Source organism: Pseudomonas sp. 9.2(2024), assembly GCF_039695385.1.
GTDB lineage: Bacteria > Pseudomonadota > Gammaproteobacteria > Pseudomonadales > Pseudomonadaceae > Aquipseudomonas > Aquipseudomonas paraglycinae.
Map to the genome: position 1 here is coordinate 4,615,250 of NZ_CP155585.1, position 18,857 is coordinate 4,634,106.

17 protein-coding genes are annotated in these 18,857 nt (G+C 60.4%); 11 read left to right on the top strand and 6 right to left on the bottom strand.

Annotation, left to right across the window (positions count from 1 at the left end):
- Positions 1-64: 64 nt before the first annotated feature.
- On the top strand, positions 65-667 hold the full coding sequence (gene mobA / locus ABFB52_RS20655; RefSeq protein ID WP_085744952.1) for a molybdenum cofactor guanylyltransferase MobA: 603 nt from the start codon (positions 65-67) through the stop codon (positions 665-667).
- Between the two features lie 78 nt (positions 668-745).
- Positions 746-967: a YgdI/YgdR family lipoprotein gene (locus ABFB52_RS20660; protein WP_039770418.1), complete on the top strand. Its 222-nt coding sequence runs from the start codon at positions 746-748 to the stop codon at positions 965-967.
- 83 nt (positions 968-1,050) lie between these two features.
- Here the strand turns inward: ABFB52_RS20660 and ABFB52_RS20665 are convergent, their stop codons facing one another.
- From ABFB52_RS20665 to ABFB52_RS20675, 3 genes are all read right to left on the bottom strand, one after another.
- Entirely contained in the window at positions 1,051-1,944 is an 894-nt protein-coding gene (locus ABFB52_RS20665; RefSeq protein WP_129972566.1) for a pseudouridine synthase, read from the bottom strand.
- A 68-nt stretch (positions 1,945-2,012) separates the two neighbouring features.
- On the bottom strand, positions 2,013-2,330 hold the full coding sequence (locus ABFB52_RS20670) for a hypothetical protein (protein WP_064598282.1): 318 nt from the start codon (positions 2,328-2,330) through the stop codon (positions 2,013-2,015).
- A 164-nt stretch (positions 2,331-2,494) separates the two neighbouring features.
- Positions 2,495-2,731 carry a glutaredoxin family protein gene (locus ABFB52_RS20675; protein WP_007955734.1) on the bottom strand — a complete coding sequence of 79 codons (237 nt, stop codon included), beginning with the start codon at positions 2,729-2,731 and terminating at the stop codon, positions 2,495-2,497.
- A 191-nt stretch (positions 2,732-2,922) separates the two neighbouring features.
- Between ABFB52_RS20675 and ABFB52_RS20680 the strand changes: the two genes are divergently transcribed.
- Positions 2,923-4,635 carry a monovalent cation:proton antiporter-2 (CPA2) family protein gene (locus ABFB52_RS20680; RefSeq protein ID WP_129972565.1) on the top strand — a complete coding sequence of 571 codons (1,713 nt, stop codon included), beginning with the start codon at positions 2,923-2,925 and terminating at the stop codon, positions 4,633-4,635.
- On the opposite strand, the gene ABFB52_RS20685 is transcribed toward ABFB52_RS20680, so the two are convergent.
- Entirely contained in the window at positions 4,632-5,840 is a 1,209-nt protein-coding gene (locus ABFB52_RS20685; RefSeq protein WP_085744955.1) for an ammonium transporter, read from the bottom strand. The genes ABFB52_RS20680 and ABFB52_RS20685 overlap by 4 nt on opposite strands.
- A gap of 318 nt (positions 5,841-6,158) precedes the next feature.
- On the opposite strand from ABFB52_RS20685, the gene ABFB52_RS20690 reads away from it, so the two are divergent.
- The 8 genes from ABFB52_RS20690 to ABFB52_RS20725 all read left to right on the top strand — a co-directional run bounded on the left by ABFB52_RS20690 (position 6,159) and on the right by ABFB52_RS20725 (position 17,461).
- Positions 6,159-6,473, top strand: coding sequence for a YqjD family protein (locus ABFB52_RS20690; protein WP_085744956.1), 315 nt, complete (start codon positions 6,159-6,161; stop codon positions 6,471-6,473).
- 2 nt (positions 6,474-6,475) lie between these two features.
- Entirely contained in the window at positions 6,476-6,862 is a 387-nt protein-coding gene (locus ABFB52_RS20695) for a phage holin family protein (protein WP_085744957.1), read from the top strand.
- Positions 6,859-7,197: a hypothetical protein gene (locus ABFB52_RS20700; protein ID WP_085744958.1), complete on the top strand. Its 339-nt coding sequence runs from the start codon at positions 6,859-6,861 to the stop codon at positions 7,195-7,197. Before ABFB52_RS20695 ends, ABFB52_RS20700 begins: the two co-directional genes overlap by 4 nt.
- A gap of 124 nt (positions 7,198-7,321) precedes the next feature.
- Positions 7,322-8,485, top strand: a complete 1,164-nt coding sequence (locus ABFB52_RS20705) for an EAL domain-containing protein (RefSeq protein WP_085744959.1) — start codon at positions 7,322-7,324, stop codon at positions 8,483-8,485.
- 68 nt (positions 8,486-8,553) lie between these two features.
- The gene (locus ABFB52_RS20710; protein WP_085744960.1) at positions 8,554-9,882 is read left to right on the top strand and encodes a deoxyguanosinetriphosphate triphosphohydrolase; all 1,329 of its coding nucleotides are present in this window, start codon (positions 8,554-8,556) and stop codon (positions 9,880-9,882) included.
- Positions 9,883-10,190: 308 nt separating this feature from the next.
- Positions 10,191-10,817, top strand: a complete 627-nt coding sequence (locus tag ABFB52_RS20715) for a response regulator transcription factor (protein WP_007955724.1) — start codon at positions 10,191-10,193, stop codon at positions 10,815-10,817.
- Between the two features lie 8 nt (positions 10,818-10,825).
- Positions 10,826-14,470 (top strand): transporter substrate-binding domain-containing protein, encoded by a 3,645-nt coding sequence (locus ABFB52_RS20720; protein ID WP_129972564.1) that lies wholly within the window; start codon positions 10,826-10,828, stop codon positions 14,468-14,470.
- Positions 14,471-14,518: 48 nt separating this feature from the next.
- Positions 14,519-17,461, top strand: a complete 2,943-nt coding sequence (locus ABFB52_RS20725; protein WP_129972563.1) for an HD domain-containing phosphohydrolase — start codon at positions 14,519-14,521, stop codon at positions 17,459-17,461.
- Here the strand turns inward: ABFB52_RS20725 and ABFB52_RS20730 are convergent, their stop codons facing one another.
- Both ABFB52_RS20730 and ABFB52_RS20735 read right to left on the bottom strand, forming a co-directional pair.
- On the bottom strand, positions 17,462-17,944 hold the full coding sequence (locus ABFB52_RS20730; protein WP_129972562.1) for a GAF domain-containing protein: 483 nt from the start codon (positions 17,942-17,944) through the stop codon (positions 17,462-17,464).
- A complete protein-coding gene (locus tag ABFB52_RS20735; protein WP_007955716.1) occupies positions 17,941-18,831 on the bottom strand; it encodes an ATP-binding protein in 891 nt (296 codons plus the stop codon). The genes ABFB52_RS20730 and ABFB52_RS20735 overlap by 4 nt, the downstream gene beginning before the upstream one ends.
- Positions 18,832-18,857: the final 26 nt, after the last annotated feature.

Consider the following 18,857-nt stretch of genomic DNA (forward strand, 5'->3'; position numbering starts at 1 on the left):
GAAGAAACAGCCCGGTGTTATATCACAGCGCCCCCTTTTTTCGCCGCCCCTGCAGAGAGCTGCCATGACTTCGAACTCGCCACTACCACCCTGCTCCATTCTGTTGCTGGCAGGTGGACGCGGCCAGCGGATGGGCGGCCAGGACAAGGGACTTGTGGAATGGCACGGTGAACCACTGATCGCACATCTGCATCGCAAGGTTCGGCCGTTGACGGATGACCTGATCATCTCCTGCAACCGCAATCGTGAACGCTATGCGCCGTTCGCCGACCAATTGGTAAGCGATGACGAGGAGGACTTTCCCGGACCATTGGCCGGTATACGCGCCGGCTTGAAAGCCGCGCGCCACACCCACCTGCTGGTTCTGCCCTGTGATGTTCCGCGCATCGATATTGCGCTTCTGCACAGCATGCGCGAGGCGGCCAGTCTGAATTCTGAAAAACCTTTAATGTTGCGCCATGACGATCACTGGGAACCGCTACTTTGCGTGATCCCGGTGGCACTCCTGCCGGCATTCGAAAACGCCTGGAGCGCAGGAGAACGCAGCCCCGGCCGAGTGATGCGCAATCTTGATGCCCAGGCCCTGGTTTGCCCTGACAACGATCCACGCCTGGCCAATCTCAACACCCCTGAACTGTTGAGTTCGCACAACACTGTGTCAGACTGACAGCATTCAAGGAACTTGCACGCCTTGTATACGTCTCAAGCTCAGTAACCAAAAGAATTTCCCTTCGGAGACACACTCATGACTCAACGGACCCTCGCCACTTTCATGCTCGCACTGGGCCTCGCCACCCTCGCCGGTTGCGCTTCGCCAACAGTGATCACCTTGAATGACGGTCGCGAAATCCAGGCTGTCGACGCCCCTAAGTATGATGAAGATTCGGGCTTCTACGAGTTCGAACAACTGGACGGCAAGCACACTCGCATCAACAAGGATCAGGTCCGCACAGTCAAAGAGCTGTAAGTCTTCAGTTCGACAGCGGATACAGAAAAGCCCGCAATATGCGGGCTTTTTCGTGTCTGGCAGAAAAGGGTCGATACCCGGAATCACCAGTCCAGCGTGATTCGGCTTTCAAATTCGCGCACCTGCCCCGTGACCGGATCGATGAATCGCAATCCCTGCGCCAGCAGTTTGAGCGGATTGGCGTAGTCATCTTCAACGTCCTTGAGCACTTCAGGGTAGAACGGATCATTGCAGATGCTCGCCCCCAGCGCCGTCATGTGCACCCGTAGCTGATGCTTCTTGCCAGTTACCGGGTACAGGCCGTAGCGCCAGAGTTCGCCGTTCTTTTCACGAACCTCCACCGCCGTTTCGGTGTTACTCACACCCGGTCCTTCCTGCATGCGGAAAAACGGTTCGCCGTCGACCATGCGACTCTTGTGCACCAACGGAAAGTCCAACTCGGGCAGCGCGGCCGCAATGGCTTCATAGCGTTTTTCGATCTGCCGAGTCGGGAACAGTGACTGATACGCCGACCGCGTCTGTGGGTTGGCCGAAAAAATCACCAGCCCGGCCGTGTGCCGGTCAATCCGGTGCAGCGGCACCAGATGGGGATTGTCCAGGCGCCGGATCAATCGGCGAAGCAACGTCTGTTCGACGTACTCGCCTGCCGGGGTCACCGGAAGGAAATGCGGCTTGTCCGCCACCACCAGATGGTCATCCGCATACAGGATCGACTCGACCACCGGGATCGGCTTTTCATCCAGCACTTCACGAAAATAGTGAATGCGCAGCCCTTCCTTGTAGGGCAAGTCCAACGCAATCGGCTGACCCTGACCGTCGAGCACCCGGCCCCGGGCGATCCGATCCAGCCATTGATCGCGCCCGATGGCATTGAAATGCTCACACAGGCAGTCGAGCACTGTCCGCCAGCTACCGGGGGGCAGATACAGCGTGCTGGCCTGATTCTGTGCGGCGGAAAACGTTGATGTGCTGGACATACGAAAACTCTAACCTTCAAAGCAGAGCGGCATTATCCAACACCGGGCGCAGCAGACCTAGCGCGGAATCAGGCGGGGATCGATTTGAGCGCTGCTGCCTCGGTGAATTCCTTCAGCCAGCGAAGTACATCAACGGCTTCCCAGCGACCTGGGTCATACAAGGCGTACAAAAGCCCCTGATAACCGACCACATCCAGTTGCTTGTGATAGCCGGCGCGCTGGAACAACGCCTCGATCTCGGCAAAGCAGGTGTTGAAATGCAGCTTGTTGAAGGGAGTCTTGCCTTCCGTGACCAGACCGTCCAGGCGCAATTCGTGGACGGCCTCGCGCACCACGTCAACCGACATCCCGTTCACGCTGCTTTTCAACTGTTCGACATTGACCACGGTGGCTCCCTCTGACATCCAGTTTGCCCTGACAAATGCCCGAAAACGGCAAGGCAGGCCAACCCAATTACTGTATGCGCATACAGTAACCGAATAACCCGAAAAGTGCCAAGCAGTGATTAGCGAAGGTGACGAACGCCATCAACGCAAACGAGAAAAAGTCATTAACGCAGGAATGCCACCACCTGATCGGCGCTGAACGGCCACCCCAGTTCCGCGCCGGTATCGACCCTGCGCAAGACCGGGATCCGCAGGCTGTAAGCCTCGAACCATGATTCATCGTCAGCAATATCCACCAGCTCCACCAGCAGACCATGCTCGACGAAAGGCATCAGTTCGGCCTCCGCGACTTCACACAAATGGCACCCCAGGGTGCCGAACAACTGGCATTCAGGAAGCATGTGCGCTCAACCCCAAAAATCGAGTGATCATTCTAGGCCTGCCCGCAAAGCCCGTCGACCCACCCACCGGGTTCGATCCCGTCCCTCGTAAAACCCTGATGTAAATCAGCCCACAAAATCGCCATTTACGCGATGCTCCGGTGTTTTTTTACCTCTACGCTTGAAGAGCCTGACCTGTCCCGGAGTGCCTTGTGTTTGCCAATCTGCTGATCATTCTGGCGTCGTCCCTGGTGATGATTGCCCTGTTCCGTCGCCTGCGCCTGCCGCCTGTGCTGGGCTACCTGTGCGTGGGCTTGATGGTCGGGCCGAAGGCATTCGACTGGATCAATGAAAGCGAACATCTGCCGGATCTTGCCGAACTGGGCGTGGTGTTTCTGCTGTTTTCCCTGGGGCTGGAGTTCTCCCTGTCGAAAATGATTGCCCTGCGCCAGGTGGTTTTCCGACTGGGCAGCCAGCAGGTGCTGATCACCACATTCCTGCTGGGAGGCGTGCTGATGCTGTTGGGCATGCCTGCTACACCGGCCTTGCTGCTGGGCGCTGGCCTGTCGTTGTCATCCACTGCAATCGTAACCAAAGAGCTGGGCAGTCTCGGCGAAATCTTCAGCAGCCATGGCCAGAACGCGGTGGGTGTCCTGTTGTTCCAGGACGTGGTGGCCGTGTTGCTGCTGACGCTGGTGCCAGTGTTCGCCGGCAGCAGTGATCAGGCCTGGTACTGGGCGTTGCCCCTGACCTTGTTGAAGACCGTCTTGCTGTTCTTCGGTTTGTTGTTGGCCAGCCGCTGGCTGCTGCCCCGCCTGTTTCAGGAAGTCGCGGCGTCCCGCTCAGCAGAGTTGTTCGTGCTGCTGGCACTGGTGATCGTGTTGCTGACGGCCTGGCTGACCCACCTGCTGGGCCTGTCTCCGGCCCTCGGCGCGTTCCTCGCGGGCATGCTGCTGGGCGAGAGCCATTACCGGCATCAGATCGAGGCCGATATCCGGCCGTTTCGCGACATTCTGCTGGGACTGTTTTTCGTCAGCATCGGCATGCTGATCGACCTGCAACTGTTCGCCAGCCACAGCCTGCTGATTATCGGGATGACCCTGGGTTTGCTGGTGATCAAAGGCCTGGTGGTGGCGCTATTGGTGAAATGGCGCGGCAGCGACAGTGAAACGGCCTGGCGCAGCGGTCTCGCCCTCGCCCAGGGCGGTGAATTCTGCTTCGCCCTGATGGCGCAGATGCAGCAGAGCCGGTTGCTCCCCGCCGAGATCGGCGCCCTGCTGCTCGCCGCCACCTTCTGCTCGATGCTGCTGACGCCCCTGCTGTTACGCGCCGCACCGCGCATCGCCGCCGCCCTGCACCGCAAACCCAATCAGGAAGCGCAGATCGAGGAAATCAGCGCCCTCAATGCCGGGTTCGACGGGCATGTGGTGATCTGTGGCTACGGCCGTGTCGGTCAGTCGATCGGACGCTTCATGCGCAATGCCGGGCAATCCTACGTCGCGCTGGACAACGATCCGGTGCGGATTCAGGAAGCCGCCACCGCCGAACGCGACGTCCACTACGGCGATTCAACCCGCGGGGATCTGCTCACCGCCGTCGGTTTGCTGCGCGCCAGGTTGCTGGTGATTGCCGTGGATCAGGCCGATGTGGCCTTGCGGGTTCTCAAGGAGGCCAGACGTCTCAACCCGACGGTGCCGATTCTGGTGCGCACCCGGGACGACAGCCAGTCGGCAGAGCTGAAGGCAGCCGGCGCCAGCGAAGTGGTGCCGGAACTGCTGGAGTCGAGCCTGATGCTCGGTTCCCATGCTCTGATCCTGCTGGGGTTTCCTGCGCACCGGGTGCAGGAGAAAGTCGATCAGGTGCGCATCGATCGCTATCGCCTGCTTCACGGCTTTTACCCCGGAACCGACGATGAAGAGACCTAGTCCTGGCTCACCGCGCCGATCTTGTGCAGCGACAGGTCAGCGCCGTAGTACTCCTGTTCCTGGCTCAGGCGCAGACCATGCAGCGCCTTGATCGAACCATAGACAGCGAAACCGCCGATCAGCGCCACCGCCACACCGAGGGCGGTGCCAATCAACTGACTGATCAGGCTGACGCCGCCGAGTCCGCCCAACGCGGTCGAGCCGAAGATCCCGCAGGCAATGCCGCCCCACACACCACACAGACCGTGCAACGGCCAGACACCCAGCACATCGTCGATGCGCCATTTGACCTGCGCCGCCGTGAAGCACCAGACAAACAGGGCGCCGGCAATCGCGCCGGTCACCAGAGCGCCGACCGGATGCATCAGGTCGGAACCGGCACACACCGCCACCAGCCCGGCAAGCGGGCCATTGTGCAGAAAACCCGGGTCGTTGCGCCCGACGATCAACGCCGCTACCGTGCCGCCGACCATGGCCATCAGCGAGTTGACTGCCACCAGTCCGCTGACCCCTTGCAGGGTCTGCGCGCTCATCACGTTGAAGCCAAACCAGCCGACGATCAGGATCCACGAACCCAACGCCAGAAAAGGAATGCTCGACGGCGCGAACGCCACCAGCCTGCCATCGCGATAGCGCCCGTTGCGCGGCCCGAGCAGCAACACCGCCGCCAGCGCCAGCCAGCCGCCCATGGCATGCACTACCACCGAACCCGCGAAGTCATGGAAAGGGGCACCGAACTGCGCGGTCAGCCAGGCTTGCAGACCGTAGTTGCCGTTCCAGATCATGCCTTCGAAAAACGGGTAGATGAACGCTACGATCAGCGCCGTGGCGCACAGTTGCGGCACAAACCGCGCCCGTTCCGCGATACCGCCGGAGATGATTGCCGGGATCGCCGCCGCAAAGGTCAGCAGGAAGAAAAACTTCACCAGCCCATAACCATGATCGGCACTGAGCACCGCCGCCGGCTGCAGGAAGGTCACCCCGTACGAAAGCCAGTAGCCTATAAAGAAATAGGCCAGGGTCGACACCGCAAAGTCGCTGAGAATTTTCGACAGGGCGTTGACCTGGTTTTTCTGGCGAACCGTTCCGACCTCCAGAAACGCGAAACCGGCGTGCATGGCAAGTACCATGACCGCACCGATCAGAATGAACAACGTGTTGGAACTGTGAACCAGCGTGTCCACAGCGCTTTGCAGATTTTCCATGAGGAGGCAGACCCAAGGCAGAAAAAGGCACCAAAGCGGTTCATGCGCGCATTTCATGCACCAAGTTGCGACTGCACGATCACTGATCCGGTGGTTCGGTGAACCGCTTTGGCGCACAAGGTCGATGGGCTGACATGAACCTTCATCATCCGGGCCTTGCTCTGCCCGGCTTCGCGCCCGGCAACAGCGCACTGCCACCGATCGACGCACCACGACACAGCAAAAGTTGTACCAGCCATTTGCACTGAACCTTCACACTTGGCTCATACTCGAACGCTTCAGAACACCGCTTCAGAACGCCACTTACGGAGATCCCTCATGGCCAGCATCAAGGCAAAGACTGCTCAAGAAATCCTGATGAACGACTTCCAGACTCTGGTCAGCGACACTGAGCGGTTGCTGGAACACACCGCCACGCTGGCCGGTGATCAGGCTGACGAGCTGCGCGAACAGATCCACGAAAGCCTGCTTCGCGCGCGGGAAACCCTGAAGCTGACCGAAGAAACCCTGCGCGAGCGCGGTCAGGCGGCGGTCACCGCCACCGAGGATTACGTGTCGGCCAACCCTTGGCAATCGGTGGGCATCGCCGCCGGCGTCGGCTTTCTGATCGGCCTGCTGGCCACGCGGCGCTGATCATGTCGATCGGTGAATCCGGCCCGAATGCGGGCACCGCCTCTTCCACGCGTCGCCTGGGGGCTGCCGTTCTCGGTCTGCTGCACAGCCACGTCGAACTGTTCGGCATCGAACTGCAGGAACAGAAATCACGCACCGTCAGCCTGTTGCTGTTCGCCGGTCTGGCGCTGGTGTTTGCGCTGCTGTTGCTGGTCGGCCTGTCGACGCTTGTCCTGATCGTGTTCTGGGACACGTATCGCCTGGCCGCAATTATTGGTCTGTGCGTGTTCTACACCTTGGCGGCAATCTTTTGCGCGCTGCGTCTCAAAGCCGCGATCTTCGATGAATCCTCGCCCTTCCACGGCACGCTGGAAGAACTGGCCAATGATCGGGAGCGCCTGCTGCCATGAGCCTGCCTGAACTTCCGCACAACAGCTCACGCCGGGAAATGCGCAAGGCACTGATCCGCCTGCGCATGGAAATGCATCGACAGGAGATCCGCCATGAAACCGGCCAGGTCTTGCAACCTCTGCATCGTATGCGTGGCATGACGCAGAACCTGCAGGGCGGTTTCGGCATCAAGCACGCGCCGTTGTGGGGCGTGGCGGCTGTGACGCTGCTGGGTTTCATCACGGGTAAAGGGGCCAAAAGCGGTGGCGTCGGCGGCTTGACCCGACTGATCCGCCTGGGCACCAGCCTCGCTCCGCTGATCAAGCTGGTCATGCAGAGTTCAAGCAAGCGCTGATCCCCACGCATCTGGCTGCATTCTTGCAACACCGGCGGGATTGAATCTCTTATCCGGAGATTCAATCCCGCTTGCCTATCCGGCCGGCAAAATCTGACCAGAACAAGAACGACAAGGAGGCCCCGTGATCGACGGGCAACCGCTCGCCTGCTTTCAACCTTTCATCGATACCGCCACCGGACGCATTGCAGGCGTCGAGGCACTGGGTCGTCTGCGCCAGGCCGATGGCCAACTGGCATCGGTCGGACCGCTGTTCGCCGACCCGCGCACCCCGGCCATCGCGCTGCGCCGAATGGACCGGCAGATTCGCGACAACGCGCTGAGTCGACTGCACGAGGCGCCGCCGGACTGGTTTCTCAGCCTGAACATGTCACCGCGCTGGATCAGCCGCTTGCGTGCCGACCAAGCACTGCCCAGCCTGAAGCAACTCGCGCGGCACGGTATCGACCCGCAACGGATTGTTTTCGAGATCACTGAACTGGGCGGTAACAGCCAGCGCCTGACCGAAGTCGTGGCGCGCTATCGCGATGCCGGCGCCCGGATTGCCATCGATGATTTCGGCGCGGGGTATTCACAGCTTGATCGCGTGCTGGCGCTGCAACCGGACATTCTCAAACTCGACATGCGCCTGTTCCAGGCCGCCGCACTTGGCGGACCGAGCAGTGACGTGGTCAAGGCCCTCGCGCAAATGGCCGAAAAGACCGGCTGCTGGATCATCGCCGAAGGCGTGGAAACCGCAGCGCAACTGAATTTTGCGCTGGAGTGCGGATCGCGTTACGTGCAGGGATTTCTGTTCGCCCGGGCGCAGGAGGCGCTTTTCGGTACCAATGATTTCGTGGAGCGCTTTGCCGAGCTGCGCCAGTCTTACGTGCGTCAGAAGCTGGCCGAGCGCAGCAAGCTGATGTTCATGCGCCAGCAGCTCAGCGAACTCATGACCATCCTGCAAACCTGGGCTCAGGCCCGCGCGCCGCTCAGTGCCCTGCCGCAGCTCGACGCCTTTCCCTGGCTGCTGCGCTTTTATCAGTGCGACCGTCACGGCACCCAGCTGACGCCGAACCTGGAGTGGCGACAAAGCGGCTGGGTGGCCGACAACCGCTACCTGGGCCACAACTGGTCGTGGCGCCCCTACTTCTATCACCTGCTGGCCGAAGGCTGGGAGGAACGGCGACTGACCCTTTCCAACACCTATCGCGACGCCACCAGCAACCAGTATTGCCTGACCGCCGGGCAGTTTTTCGATAACGGCGAGCGTCTGTTGCTGATCGACATTGATGCGGCGGGGCTGTAGTTGCGCTTGCAGATGCCAGCCTGAACCGGGAAGCTAGGGAATCAGTCACCAGACGGAGAGAATCAGCCTTGGATTGGCATACCCTGCTCAACCGCGAACGTCTCGGCAAACCGTTGCACAGCCCGCAGGAACTTGGCCGCAGCCCGTTCCATAAAGACCATGACCGCATCATCTTCTCCGGCGCCTTCCGCCGCCTGGGGCGCAAGACTCAGGTGCATCCGGTGTCGAGCAACGACCATATTCATACGCGCCTGACCCACTCGCTGGAAGTCAGTTGCGTCGGCCGCTCGCTGGGCATGCGTGTCGGCGAGACCCTGCGCCGCGCCCTGCCTGAATGGTGCGAACCGAGCGATCTGGGCATGGTGGTCCAGTCGGCCTGCCTGGCGCACGACATCGGCAACCCGCCGTTCGGCCATTCCGGCGAAGACGCGATCCGTCACTGGTTCCAGCAGGCTGCCGGGCGTGGCTGGCTGGATGCGATGAGCGACGCCGAGCGCGGTGACTTCCTGAACTTCGAAGGCAATGCGCAGGGCTTCCGGGTCCTCACGCAACTGGAGTATCACCAGTTCGACGGCGGCACCCGGCTGACCTACGCCACCCTCGGCACTTACCTGAAGTACCCGTGGACCGCCCGTCACGCCGACTCCCTCGGCTACAAAAAGCACAAGTTCGGTTGCTACCAAAGCGAGTTGCCGTTGCTGGAGCAGATCGCCCACAAGCTGGGTCTGCCGCAACTGGAAGAGCAGCGTTGGGCGCGCCATCCGCTGGTGTATCTGATGGAGGCGGCGGACGATATCTGCTACGCCTTGATCGATCTGGAAGATGGCCTGGAAATGGAGCTGCTGGAATACGCCGAAGTCGAGTCGCTGCTGCTCGGCCTGGTCGGCGATGATCTGCCGGAAACCTATCGCCAGCTCGGTCCCCAGGATTCGCGCCGGCGCAAACTGGCGATCCTGCGCGGCAAGGCCATCGAGCACCTGACCAACGCCGCTGCCCGGGCATTCGTCGAACAACAGGACGCGCTGCTGGCCGGTACGCTGCCGGGGGATCTGGTGGAACACATGCACGGACCGGCCAAACGCTGTGTGTTGAACGCCAAGGACATCGCCCGCAAGAAAATCTTCCAGGACAAGCGCAAGACCCTGCATGAGATCGGCGCCTACACGACCCTGGAGATTCTGCTCAACGCCTTCTGCGGTGCTGCCCTGGAACAGCACAACGGCCGCACGCCGTCGTTCAAGAGCCGCCGGATTCTCGATCTGCTGGGCAATAATGCGCCGAACCCGCACGGCCCGCTGCATGCATCGTTCCTGCGCATGATCGACTTCATCGCCGGCATGACCGACAGCTACGCCAGTGACATGGCACTGGAAATGACCGGACGTTCCAGCCATTGACGCCTGCTCCCCGACCGATCTGCAATGGATTGGTCGGGAGGGCCGAAGATAATGTCTTAAATAAACAAAGAACAATCATCGAAGGTCTTTTCCCGATAAACTTTCTCTGCGCACTTAAACTTATATCAAGCCCCGTCACTGGACATCTCACGCATCTACCTACGGCAAACCTAGTTAACACGTAGTCTGATTCCTCTTTATTTGTAGGACTTATCCTAGATTGCCGCTAACACTCCGTCAGTTCATGCGACCGCTCATTCATCTGAGCTAAGGTGCGCCCTTTATTCGCGCTCGTATGGGATTTGATTATGAACTCCGTTTTTATTGTCGACGATCACCCGGTCATCCGCCTCGCCGTTCGAATGCTGCTGGAGCATGAAGGTTATAAAGTAGTCGGAGAAACCGATAACGGTGTCGATGCCATGCAGATGGTTCGCGAATGCATGCCCGACCTGATCATTCTCGACATCAGCATTCCCAAACTCGACGGTCTGGAGGTCCTGGCCCGCTTCAACTCCATGAGTTCGCCGTTCAAGACCCTGGTGCTGACCGCACAATGCCCGACCCTGTTCGGCATTCGCTGCATGCAGTCAGGTGCGTCGGGGTATGTATGCAAACAGGAAGACCTGAGTGAACTGGTCAGTGCAATCAAAGCCGTACTGTCCGGTTATAACTACTTTCCCAGCCAGGCCTTGAATCCGGTTCGTCACGATGATGTGCGCTATGTAGAACTTGAACTTTTCAAGTCCGTCAATGATCGGGAACTCATGGTCCTGCAACTATTTGCCCAAGGCCGCACCAACAAGGAAATTGCCAAAGGCATGTTTCTCAGCAATAAAACCGTCAGCACTTATAAAAAACGCCTGATGCAAAAACTCAAAGCCAAGTCCCTTGTAGAACTTATCGAAATGGCCAAACGTAACGCACTCGTGTGAGAGCCAACATGCCCAGTCGCTTAAAGAGTTTTCTGATTGCATTGAGTGCATGCCTGAGTCTCAGCGCGCCTGTCACAGTTGCATCGTCAACCTTCCAGGACCTTGCCCTGCTCGCGCGTTCGACCGACAGATCAATTCCGGTCCTGTTCGAGCCATCGCAAGAGGCGTGGCTGCACACTCGCAATGAGTTGATTCTGGGAGCATCCGCTCCGGACTACCCCCCTTTCGACATGACAACCAGCGGACACGACTACGAAGGTTTCACAGCGGACTACGCCGGGCTGGTGGGACAGGCGACGGGGCTACCGGTCAAGGTCAGGCGCTTCGCCTCGCGCGAGGCCGCGATCCGCGCATTGATCGAGGGCAGCATCGACATGCTCGGTACGTCCAACGGGTTCGAAGCGGAGAACGCCAACATCATGCTGTCCAGGCCATACGCAGTCGATCAACCGGTCCTGGTCACACGCGAAGGCGAAACCCGCTCTCTGACCGAAGGCCTGGCCAGTCTGCGGCTGAGCATGCTCTATCACTACCTGCCGCTGGAGGAGGTCAAGGCGATGTATCCCAAAGCCCTCATCACCTCCTATCCGTCCTACCAGAACGCGATCAATGCCGTCGCGTTCGATCAGGCGGACGTGTTTCTCGGCGACACCATCTCCACTCACTACATGATCAGCAAGGGCTATCTGAACAACATCCGCATGGCCAACTTCGGCAAGCACGAAGCCCACGGCTTCAGCTTCGCCGTGCATCGCAACAATACGCAATTGACCGGCATCATCGACGCGGTGCTCAAGGCGGTTCCGGGCAGCGAGCGCGAAAACATCGCCAAACGCTGGAGTGTCGGCAGCGACACACTGCTCACCGACCAGAAGTTGCAACTGACCAAGCGTGAAGAACAATGGCTGAAAAGGAATCCGGTGGTAAGCGTCGTCGTCAACGAAGCCTTCGCACCGCTGACGTTCTTCGACAGTGATGGCAACTTTCGCGGCATCAGTGCCGACCTGCTCGAACTTATTCGCCTGCGCACCGGTCTGCGATTCGAGATACGCCGCAGTCGCAGCGATGCCGAGATGATCAGGCAGATTGAAAATCACCAGGCCGACCTGATTGCCGCCCTGCTACCCACCGCTCAGCGTGAGGAAACCCTGACTTTCAGCCGTCCCTACCTGGAAAACTCCTACGTTCTGTTGACCCGAAAAGCGGCCGACAGCCCGACGCACCTGGGCCAGCTCAAACGCAAACGTCTGGCGATCGCGCAGGGCAATCCGATGATCGAATACCTGCGCACCGAATTTCCACGTATCCAGCTGATCGAAACGCCGGATACCTTCAGCGCCGTAGCGTTGCTCGACGAAGGCCAGGTCGAGGGCGCAGTGAACTCGCTGGTCATCGCCAACTACTTCATCTCCTCCCGCATTTTCGAACAGCCACTGCAGATCACCACCACCATCGGCACACGTCAGGCGGCGTTCTCGCTGGCAACTGCCAGGGACAGCACGGAACTGGGCTCGATCATCGACAAGACCCTGATGAGCATTACCCCCGAAGAACTGGGCATCATCAATGGCCGCTGGCGGGGTTACTCAAGTGTTTCGCAAGGCACCTGGCGTCAATACCAGCGCTTTTTCTATCAGGCGATCGGCGGGGCCTGCCTGCTGTTGCTGCTGTCGCTGTTCTGGAATGCCTACATGCGCCGCCAGATCAATCAACGCAAGGCAGCCGAACGGGCGTTGAACGACCAGCTGGAGTTCATGGGTTCACTGGTCAACGGCACGCCCCATCCAATCTATGTGCGTGACCGACAGGGACTTCTGCAAAGCTGCAATGACAGCTATCTCCATGCGTTCAATGCCCGGCGTGAAGACGTCATCGGCAAAAGCGTGATGCAGGGTGCATTGAATAATGCTTTCGAGGCACAGACTTTTCAGGCCGACTACCAGCGGGTGGTGGCCGAGGGCAGGCCGCTGGTGCTCGACCGGCCGCTGCAGATCGGCAACCGGCGCCTGACGATCTATCACTGGATCCTGCCGTACCGGGACTCCAGTGGTGAAGTGCGGGGGATCATAGGCGGCTGGATCGACATCAGTGAGCGTCGCGAGCTGCTCGACGAACTGCGCTCGGCCAAGGAACGGGCGGACGATGCCAATCGCGCCAAAAGTACGTTCCTGGCGACCATGAGCCACGAGATCCGCACCCCGATGAACGCAGTGATCGGCATGCTCGAATTGACGCTCAAGCGCATGGATCAGGCTCACCCGGATCGCTCCGGAATCGAAACGGCCTACCATTCGGCCAAGGATCTGCTGGGCCTGATCGGCGACATACTGGACATTGCCCGCATCGAATCCGGGCGATTGAGCCTGCACCCCGAGCGAATCAACCTGATTGATACCATAGGCTCAGTGGTCAGGATCTTCGAAGGCCTCGCCCGACAGAAACAGCTCTCACTGGAAGTTAGCGTCACTCCTGCCGAATTGAATGTCGATGTGCACCTCGACCCCCTGCGCTTCAAGCAAGTGCTGTCGAACCTGATCAGCAATGCCATCAAGTTCACCGAAGAAGGACACATCAGGATCACGCTGGATGTTCTACCCACGAATGATCCCGAACGCTCGATGGTGCAGTTGACCGTACAGGACAGCGGCATCGGGATCACGACGCAGGATCAGTCGCGTCTGTTCGAACCCTTTGCCCAGGCCGGTAATGGCGGACAGAGAACCGTCAGCGGTGCAGGACTGGGATTGGTCATCAGCCGTAACCTGTGCGAGATGATGGGTGGAAAACTGCGGTTGAGCAGCCTGCCCGGAGTCGGCACCCAGGTCAGTCTGTCGCTGCCACTGACGATTTTTCCAGCGAGAGTGACAAAAGCTGAGGACGAGCCGCAGATTCACGCGTCTCTCACCCCGCTGACGGTTCTGGTGGTCGATGACCATCCGGCCAACCGGTTGCTGATGTGCCAGCAGCTGGAATACCTCGGCCATCGTTTCCGTATCGCCGAAGACGGCCTGCGCGGACTGGAAGAATGGAAGAGCGGTGAGTTCGATCTGGTCATCGCCGATTGCAACATGCCCGTCATGAACGGCTACGAGCTGACCCGCGCGATTCGTCAGCACGAAAAGCTGACCCACCGCCCGGCTTGCACCGTGTTGGGGTTCACCGCCAATGCCCAGCCCGAAGAGATCCTGCGCTGCAAGCAGGCAGGCATGAACGAATGCCTGTTCAAACCCCTGAGCCTCAACAGCCTGAGCCAATGGGTCAACAGCGTTCAGCCGCTGTTCCGCGCGCCGGCGTTCAACCTGCAGGGGCTCACACTGCTGACCGGCGGCAACCCTTCCCAGACTCACCGCCTGCTGGCAGAACTGCTCAACAGCAGCCGCGTTGACCGACAGGAATTGCAGGCACTGTCCCTTACTCGAGATCCCCCTGCGCTGGCCGTCATCGCCCACAAGATCAAGGGCGCAGCCCGAATTGCCCAGGCCTCGCGCCTGATCGACAGCTGCGATGCGCTTGAGCAGGCGTGCCTGCAAGCGCTGCCGGGGGATGAGATCGAGCGTCGCTGTCAGGCCAGCCGTCTCGCCATCCTGGAACTGGAGCAGGCACTGGAACAGCAACTCGCCCGGATCCACCAGAGCAAAGTGACCGGGGCTTAACTATGCTTGGACGCTGAGCAGTGTGCTTACCTATACGGAGAGTCCGCAATGCCCAGCCCACTGCACCCGGAACAACGCCGGTTTCCGCTGCATGTGCACATCAGCGTCATGTTCACTTTTCTGCTGTTGCTCACCGGGGTGGTGCTGGGTCTGTTCAACTATCGGCAGACCACGCAGATCATCCTGTCGAGCAGCGAAAAACTGTTCAACCGCATCGAACAGGACGTGCGCCTTGATCTGCAGGCCACTTATGAACCGATTCGACACCTGCTGAGCCTGCTGGCGGACACCCCCGCCGCCCGCTCTTCCGGCCTCGAACCGCGTCTGGCGCTGCTCAAGCCGTTCAGCCAGTCACTGACGGACAACCCGGACCTGGCCTCGCTGTACCTGGGTTATGGCAACGGCGATTTTTTCATGGTCCGTCCTTTGCGCACACCCGCGCTGAAAACCCTGCTCAAGGCACCCGACGCCGCGGCATTTCAGGTCTGGAGCATCGAACATGACGCCAGCGGTCAGGCGCATTCGCAGTCGCTGTTCTTCGACCAGGCCCTGTCCCCGGTCGGCCGGCAGGACAATCCCGACGATCCTTATGATCCCCGCAGCCGGGCGTGGTACATCAACGCACGGCAGCAGACCGAACAGATCACCACCGAACCCTACGTCTTTTTCTCCACCCACAACGTCGGCACAACACTGGCCCGGCGCAGCGGTGATGACGCGGTAATCGGCGCCGACCTGACCCTCGACGCACTCTCCGCAACCCTGATCAAACACGTGGTGACACCGGCCACGGAAATCGTCCTGTTCGACGCCGAAGGCAACGCCGTGGCCTATCCCGACAGCAGCCGGCTGATCGTCGATGACCGAACGGCGCGTCTGGCCAAGGCTGCCGACCTGAGCCCCGCCCTTGGCGCCTTGTTGTCCGGCCATCAGGGCAATCGACTCAAGGCCGACGGTCGGCTATGGATCGTCGCACGCAGCCAGTTGCAGGAAGGCGGGCCGAAAGGTTTGCAGATGGCATTGCTGGTGCCGGAGGACGAGTTGCTGGTCGATGCCTATCGCATGCGCTGGCAAGGCGCGCTGATCACGCTGGCTACTCTGCTGCTGTGCCTGCCGCTCGGGTGGCTGATCTCGCGAATTCTGGTCAAGCCGCTGCATGCGCTGGTCAAGGAAGCCGATGCGATCCGCAGCTTCGATTTCAATTTTCCCGTGACCCGTCGATCACCGGTGCTGGAGGTCGACCAGCTGAGTCTGTCGATGGCCCGCATGAAGGACACCCTGGCCAGCTTCTTTCGGATCACCGACAGCCTGACTGCTGAAACCCGCTTCGAACCGCTGCTGCAACGGGCGCTGTTCGAGACCGTGCAGATCGCCCAGGCTCAGGCGGGCCTGATTTATCTGCGCGAAAACGACGGCAATCGCATGGAGCCCTACGGGCTGGTGGTCGATGGCGCGTCCCAAGCTCTGGCCGCGTTCGATATTCAGGGGCGCAATCTTGACGCCACTCAAAGCCCCGAATGGTTCCGGCAACTGGCGAACGCCAACACGGTGGTGAGCAATCTGGGCTTCGAACAGGCCACCGATCTGCAGAAAGTGCTGCTGGCCATGGCGTCGCCGAGGGTGCATCTGATCGGTATCCGTTTGCATAACCGGCACAACGAAACCGTCGGCCTGTTGCTACTGCTGATCAATGACAGCGGCACGGCGAGTGATCTGGAAAAGCTGCGGCCCGACCGCATCGCCTTCCTGCAAGCGGTGTCCGGGGCAGCGGCGGTGAGTATCGAAAGCCAGCGCCTGCAAGCCCGGCAGAAGCAACTGCTGGATGCGTTCATTCAACTGCTGGCCGGCGCCATCGATGCCAAGAGCCCTTATACCGGCGGGCATTGCCAGCGTGTGCCGGAGCTGACCCTGATGCTCGCCCACGCCGCCGCGGCCAGTCAGGCACCGGAATTCAGCGATTACCAGCCGAACGAAGACGAATGGGAGGCCCTGCACATCGCCGCCTGGCTGCACGATTGCGGCAAGGTCACGACCCCGGAATACGTGGTCGACAAAGCCACCAAACTGGAAACCCTGAACGATCGCCTGCATGAAATCCGCACCCGCTTCGAAGTGCTCAAGCGCGATGCCTGGGTCAGCTACTGGCAAGCCCTGGCCATGGGCGGCGAAGAGCGGCAACTGGCCGAGCTGCGCGACGCAACCCTGACAGCACTGGATGATGATTTTGCATTCGTCGCCCACTGCAATCTGGGCAGTGAAGCGATGGCCGAGGCCGACCTGCAACGCCTGCAAGGCATCGCGAAACGCCCATGGACGCGCACGCTGGATGATCGGCTGGGCCTGTCATGGGAAGAGAACCGGCGTCAGTCACGCACCCCGGCACCGACCTTGCCGGCCACCGAACCGTTGCTGGCAGACAAGCCGGAGCATCTGCTGGAGCGCGCCGAAGGTGAGTTGATTCCGGAGGACAATCCGTGGGGCTTCAAGCTCGACGTGCCGCCCTATAAATACAATCGCGGCGAGCTGTACAACCTGAGCATCCCCCGGGGCACCCTGACCCGCGAAGAACGCTACATCATCAACCACCACATGGTGCAGACGATCCTGATGCTCAGCCACCTGCCCTTCCCCGGGCATCTGAACAGCGTGGCGGAAATCGCCGGCGGGCATCACGAAAAGATGGACGGCACCGGTTATCCCAAGCGCCTGAAACGCGAAGACATGAGCCTGCCGGCGCGCATGATGGCGATTGCCGATATTTTCGAAGCCCTGACCGCCGCCGACCGCCCGTACAAAAAGGCCAAGTCCCTCAGTGAAGCGCTGGGGATCATGGCCACCATGTGCCGCGAGGCGCACATCGATGCGGAGTTGTTCGGGCTGTTCATCCGCGATGGCGTGTACTTGCAGTACGCCACGCGGTTTCTCGATCCACGGCAGATCGATGCCGTGGACCCGGCGGCCGTGCTGCTCAAGGCAGGCCTGTCGGCGTGATCAGCAGTCGGTCAGGCGCAGGAAGATCGCCGCCAGTTGTTCGATCCCGGCCTGATCGTCGGCACCGAAACGCGCGAGCTTCGGACTGTCGAGGTCGAGCACGCCGATCAGACGGCCGTCCTTGACCAACGGCACGACCAGTTCGCTGTTCGACGCACTGTCGCAGGCGATATGGCCGGGGAACGCGTGAACGTCTTCAACCCGTTGCGTTTGCAAGCTGGCAGCCGCCGCGCCGCACACACCGCGTCCGAACGGAATGCGCACGCAGGCGATCTGGCCCTGGAACGGACCGAGCACCAGCTCTTCGTTGCGATTGAGGTAGAAACCGGACCAGTTCAGGTCATCGAGCTGGTTGAACAGAAACGCCGAAAACTGCGCGGCGTTGGCGATGAAATCGCGCTCGTCCGCCAGCAGCGATTCCAGTTGCGCGGCCAACATGCCATAGCCTTCGAGGCCCTGGCCGCTCTGTTGCAAATCAATCATGCCTTGTGCTCCAACAATTTCAGTCCCACCCAGTAACGGGCGAATTGGTACGCGCAACGTCCGTTGCGGTTGCCACGGCCGGTTGCCCAGCGCACGGCGAGAATGTCCAGCTGTTCGTCGCGCTCCCAGCTCAGGCCGGCCTTGGCGGCCAACTGGCCGATCCAGTGCTCGACGACGTTGAGGAAATGTTCCTGGGTAAACGGATAGAACGACAGCCACAGGCCGAAACGATCCGACAGCGCGATCTTGTCTTCTACCGCCTCGCTCGGATGCAGCTCGCCATCGACGCGCTTCCAGTTTTCGTTGTCGCTTTCCTTTTCCGGCACCAGATGGCGACGGTTGGAAGTGGCGTACAGCAACACGTTGTCCGGTGCCTGTTCGAGCGAGCCGTCCAGCACGCTTTTCAGCACGCGGTAGTCGCCTTCACCGGACTCGAACGACAAGTCGTCGCAGAACAGCACAAAGCGTTGCGGCAGCTTGGCGATCTGCTCCACCACCCGTGGCAGGTCCGCCAGGTGATCGCGCTCGATTTCGATCAAACGCAAACCGGCCTTGGCGTGTTCAGCCAACAGCGCCCGCACCAGCGACGATTTACCGGTACCGCGCGAACCCCACAGCAGCGCGTGGTTGGCCGGCATGCCGTCGAGAAATTGCTGAGTGTTGCGGCCCAGTTGCTCCAGCTGGCGGTCGACGCCGATCAGGTCCGACAAGCGCATGTCGAGGCTGACTTCCAGCGGCAGCAGATAACCGCTGCGACCGTCACGCTGCCAGCGTGCGGCGAGGCAGGTGCCCCAGTCGATGACCGGGCGTGGAGCCGGCAGCAGTGGTTCGATCCGCGCCAGAACCGACTCGGCGCGCTCAAGAAAAGCATTCAATCGGGAATCCACGTCTTCTCCTCGGGCTCGTTCACAGT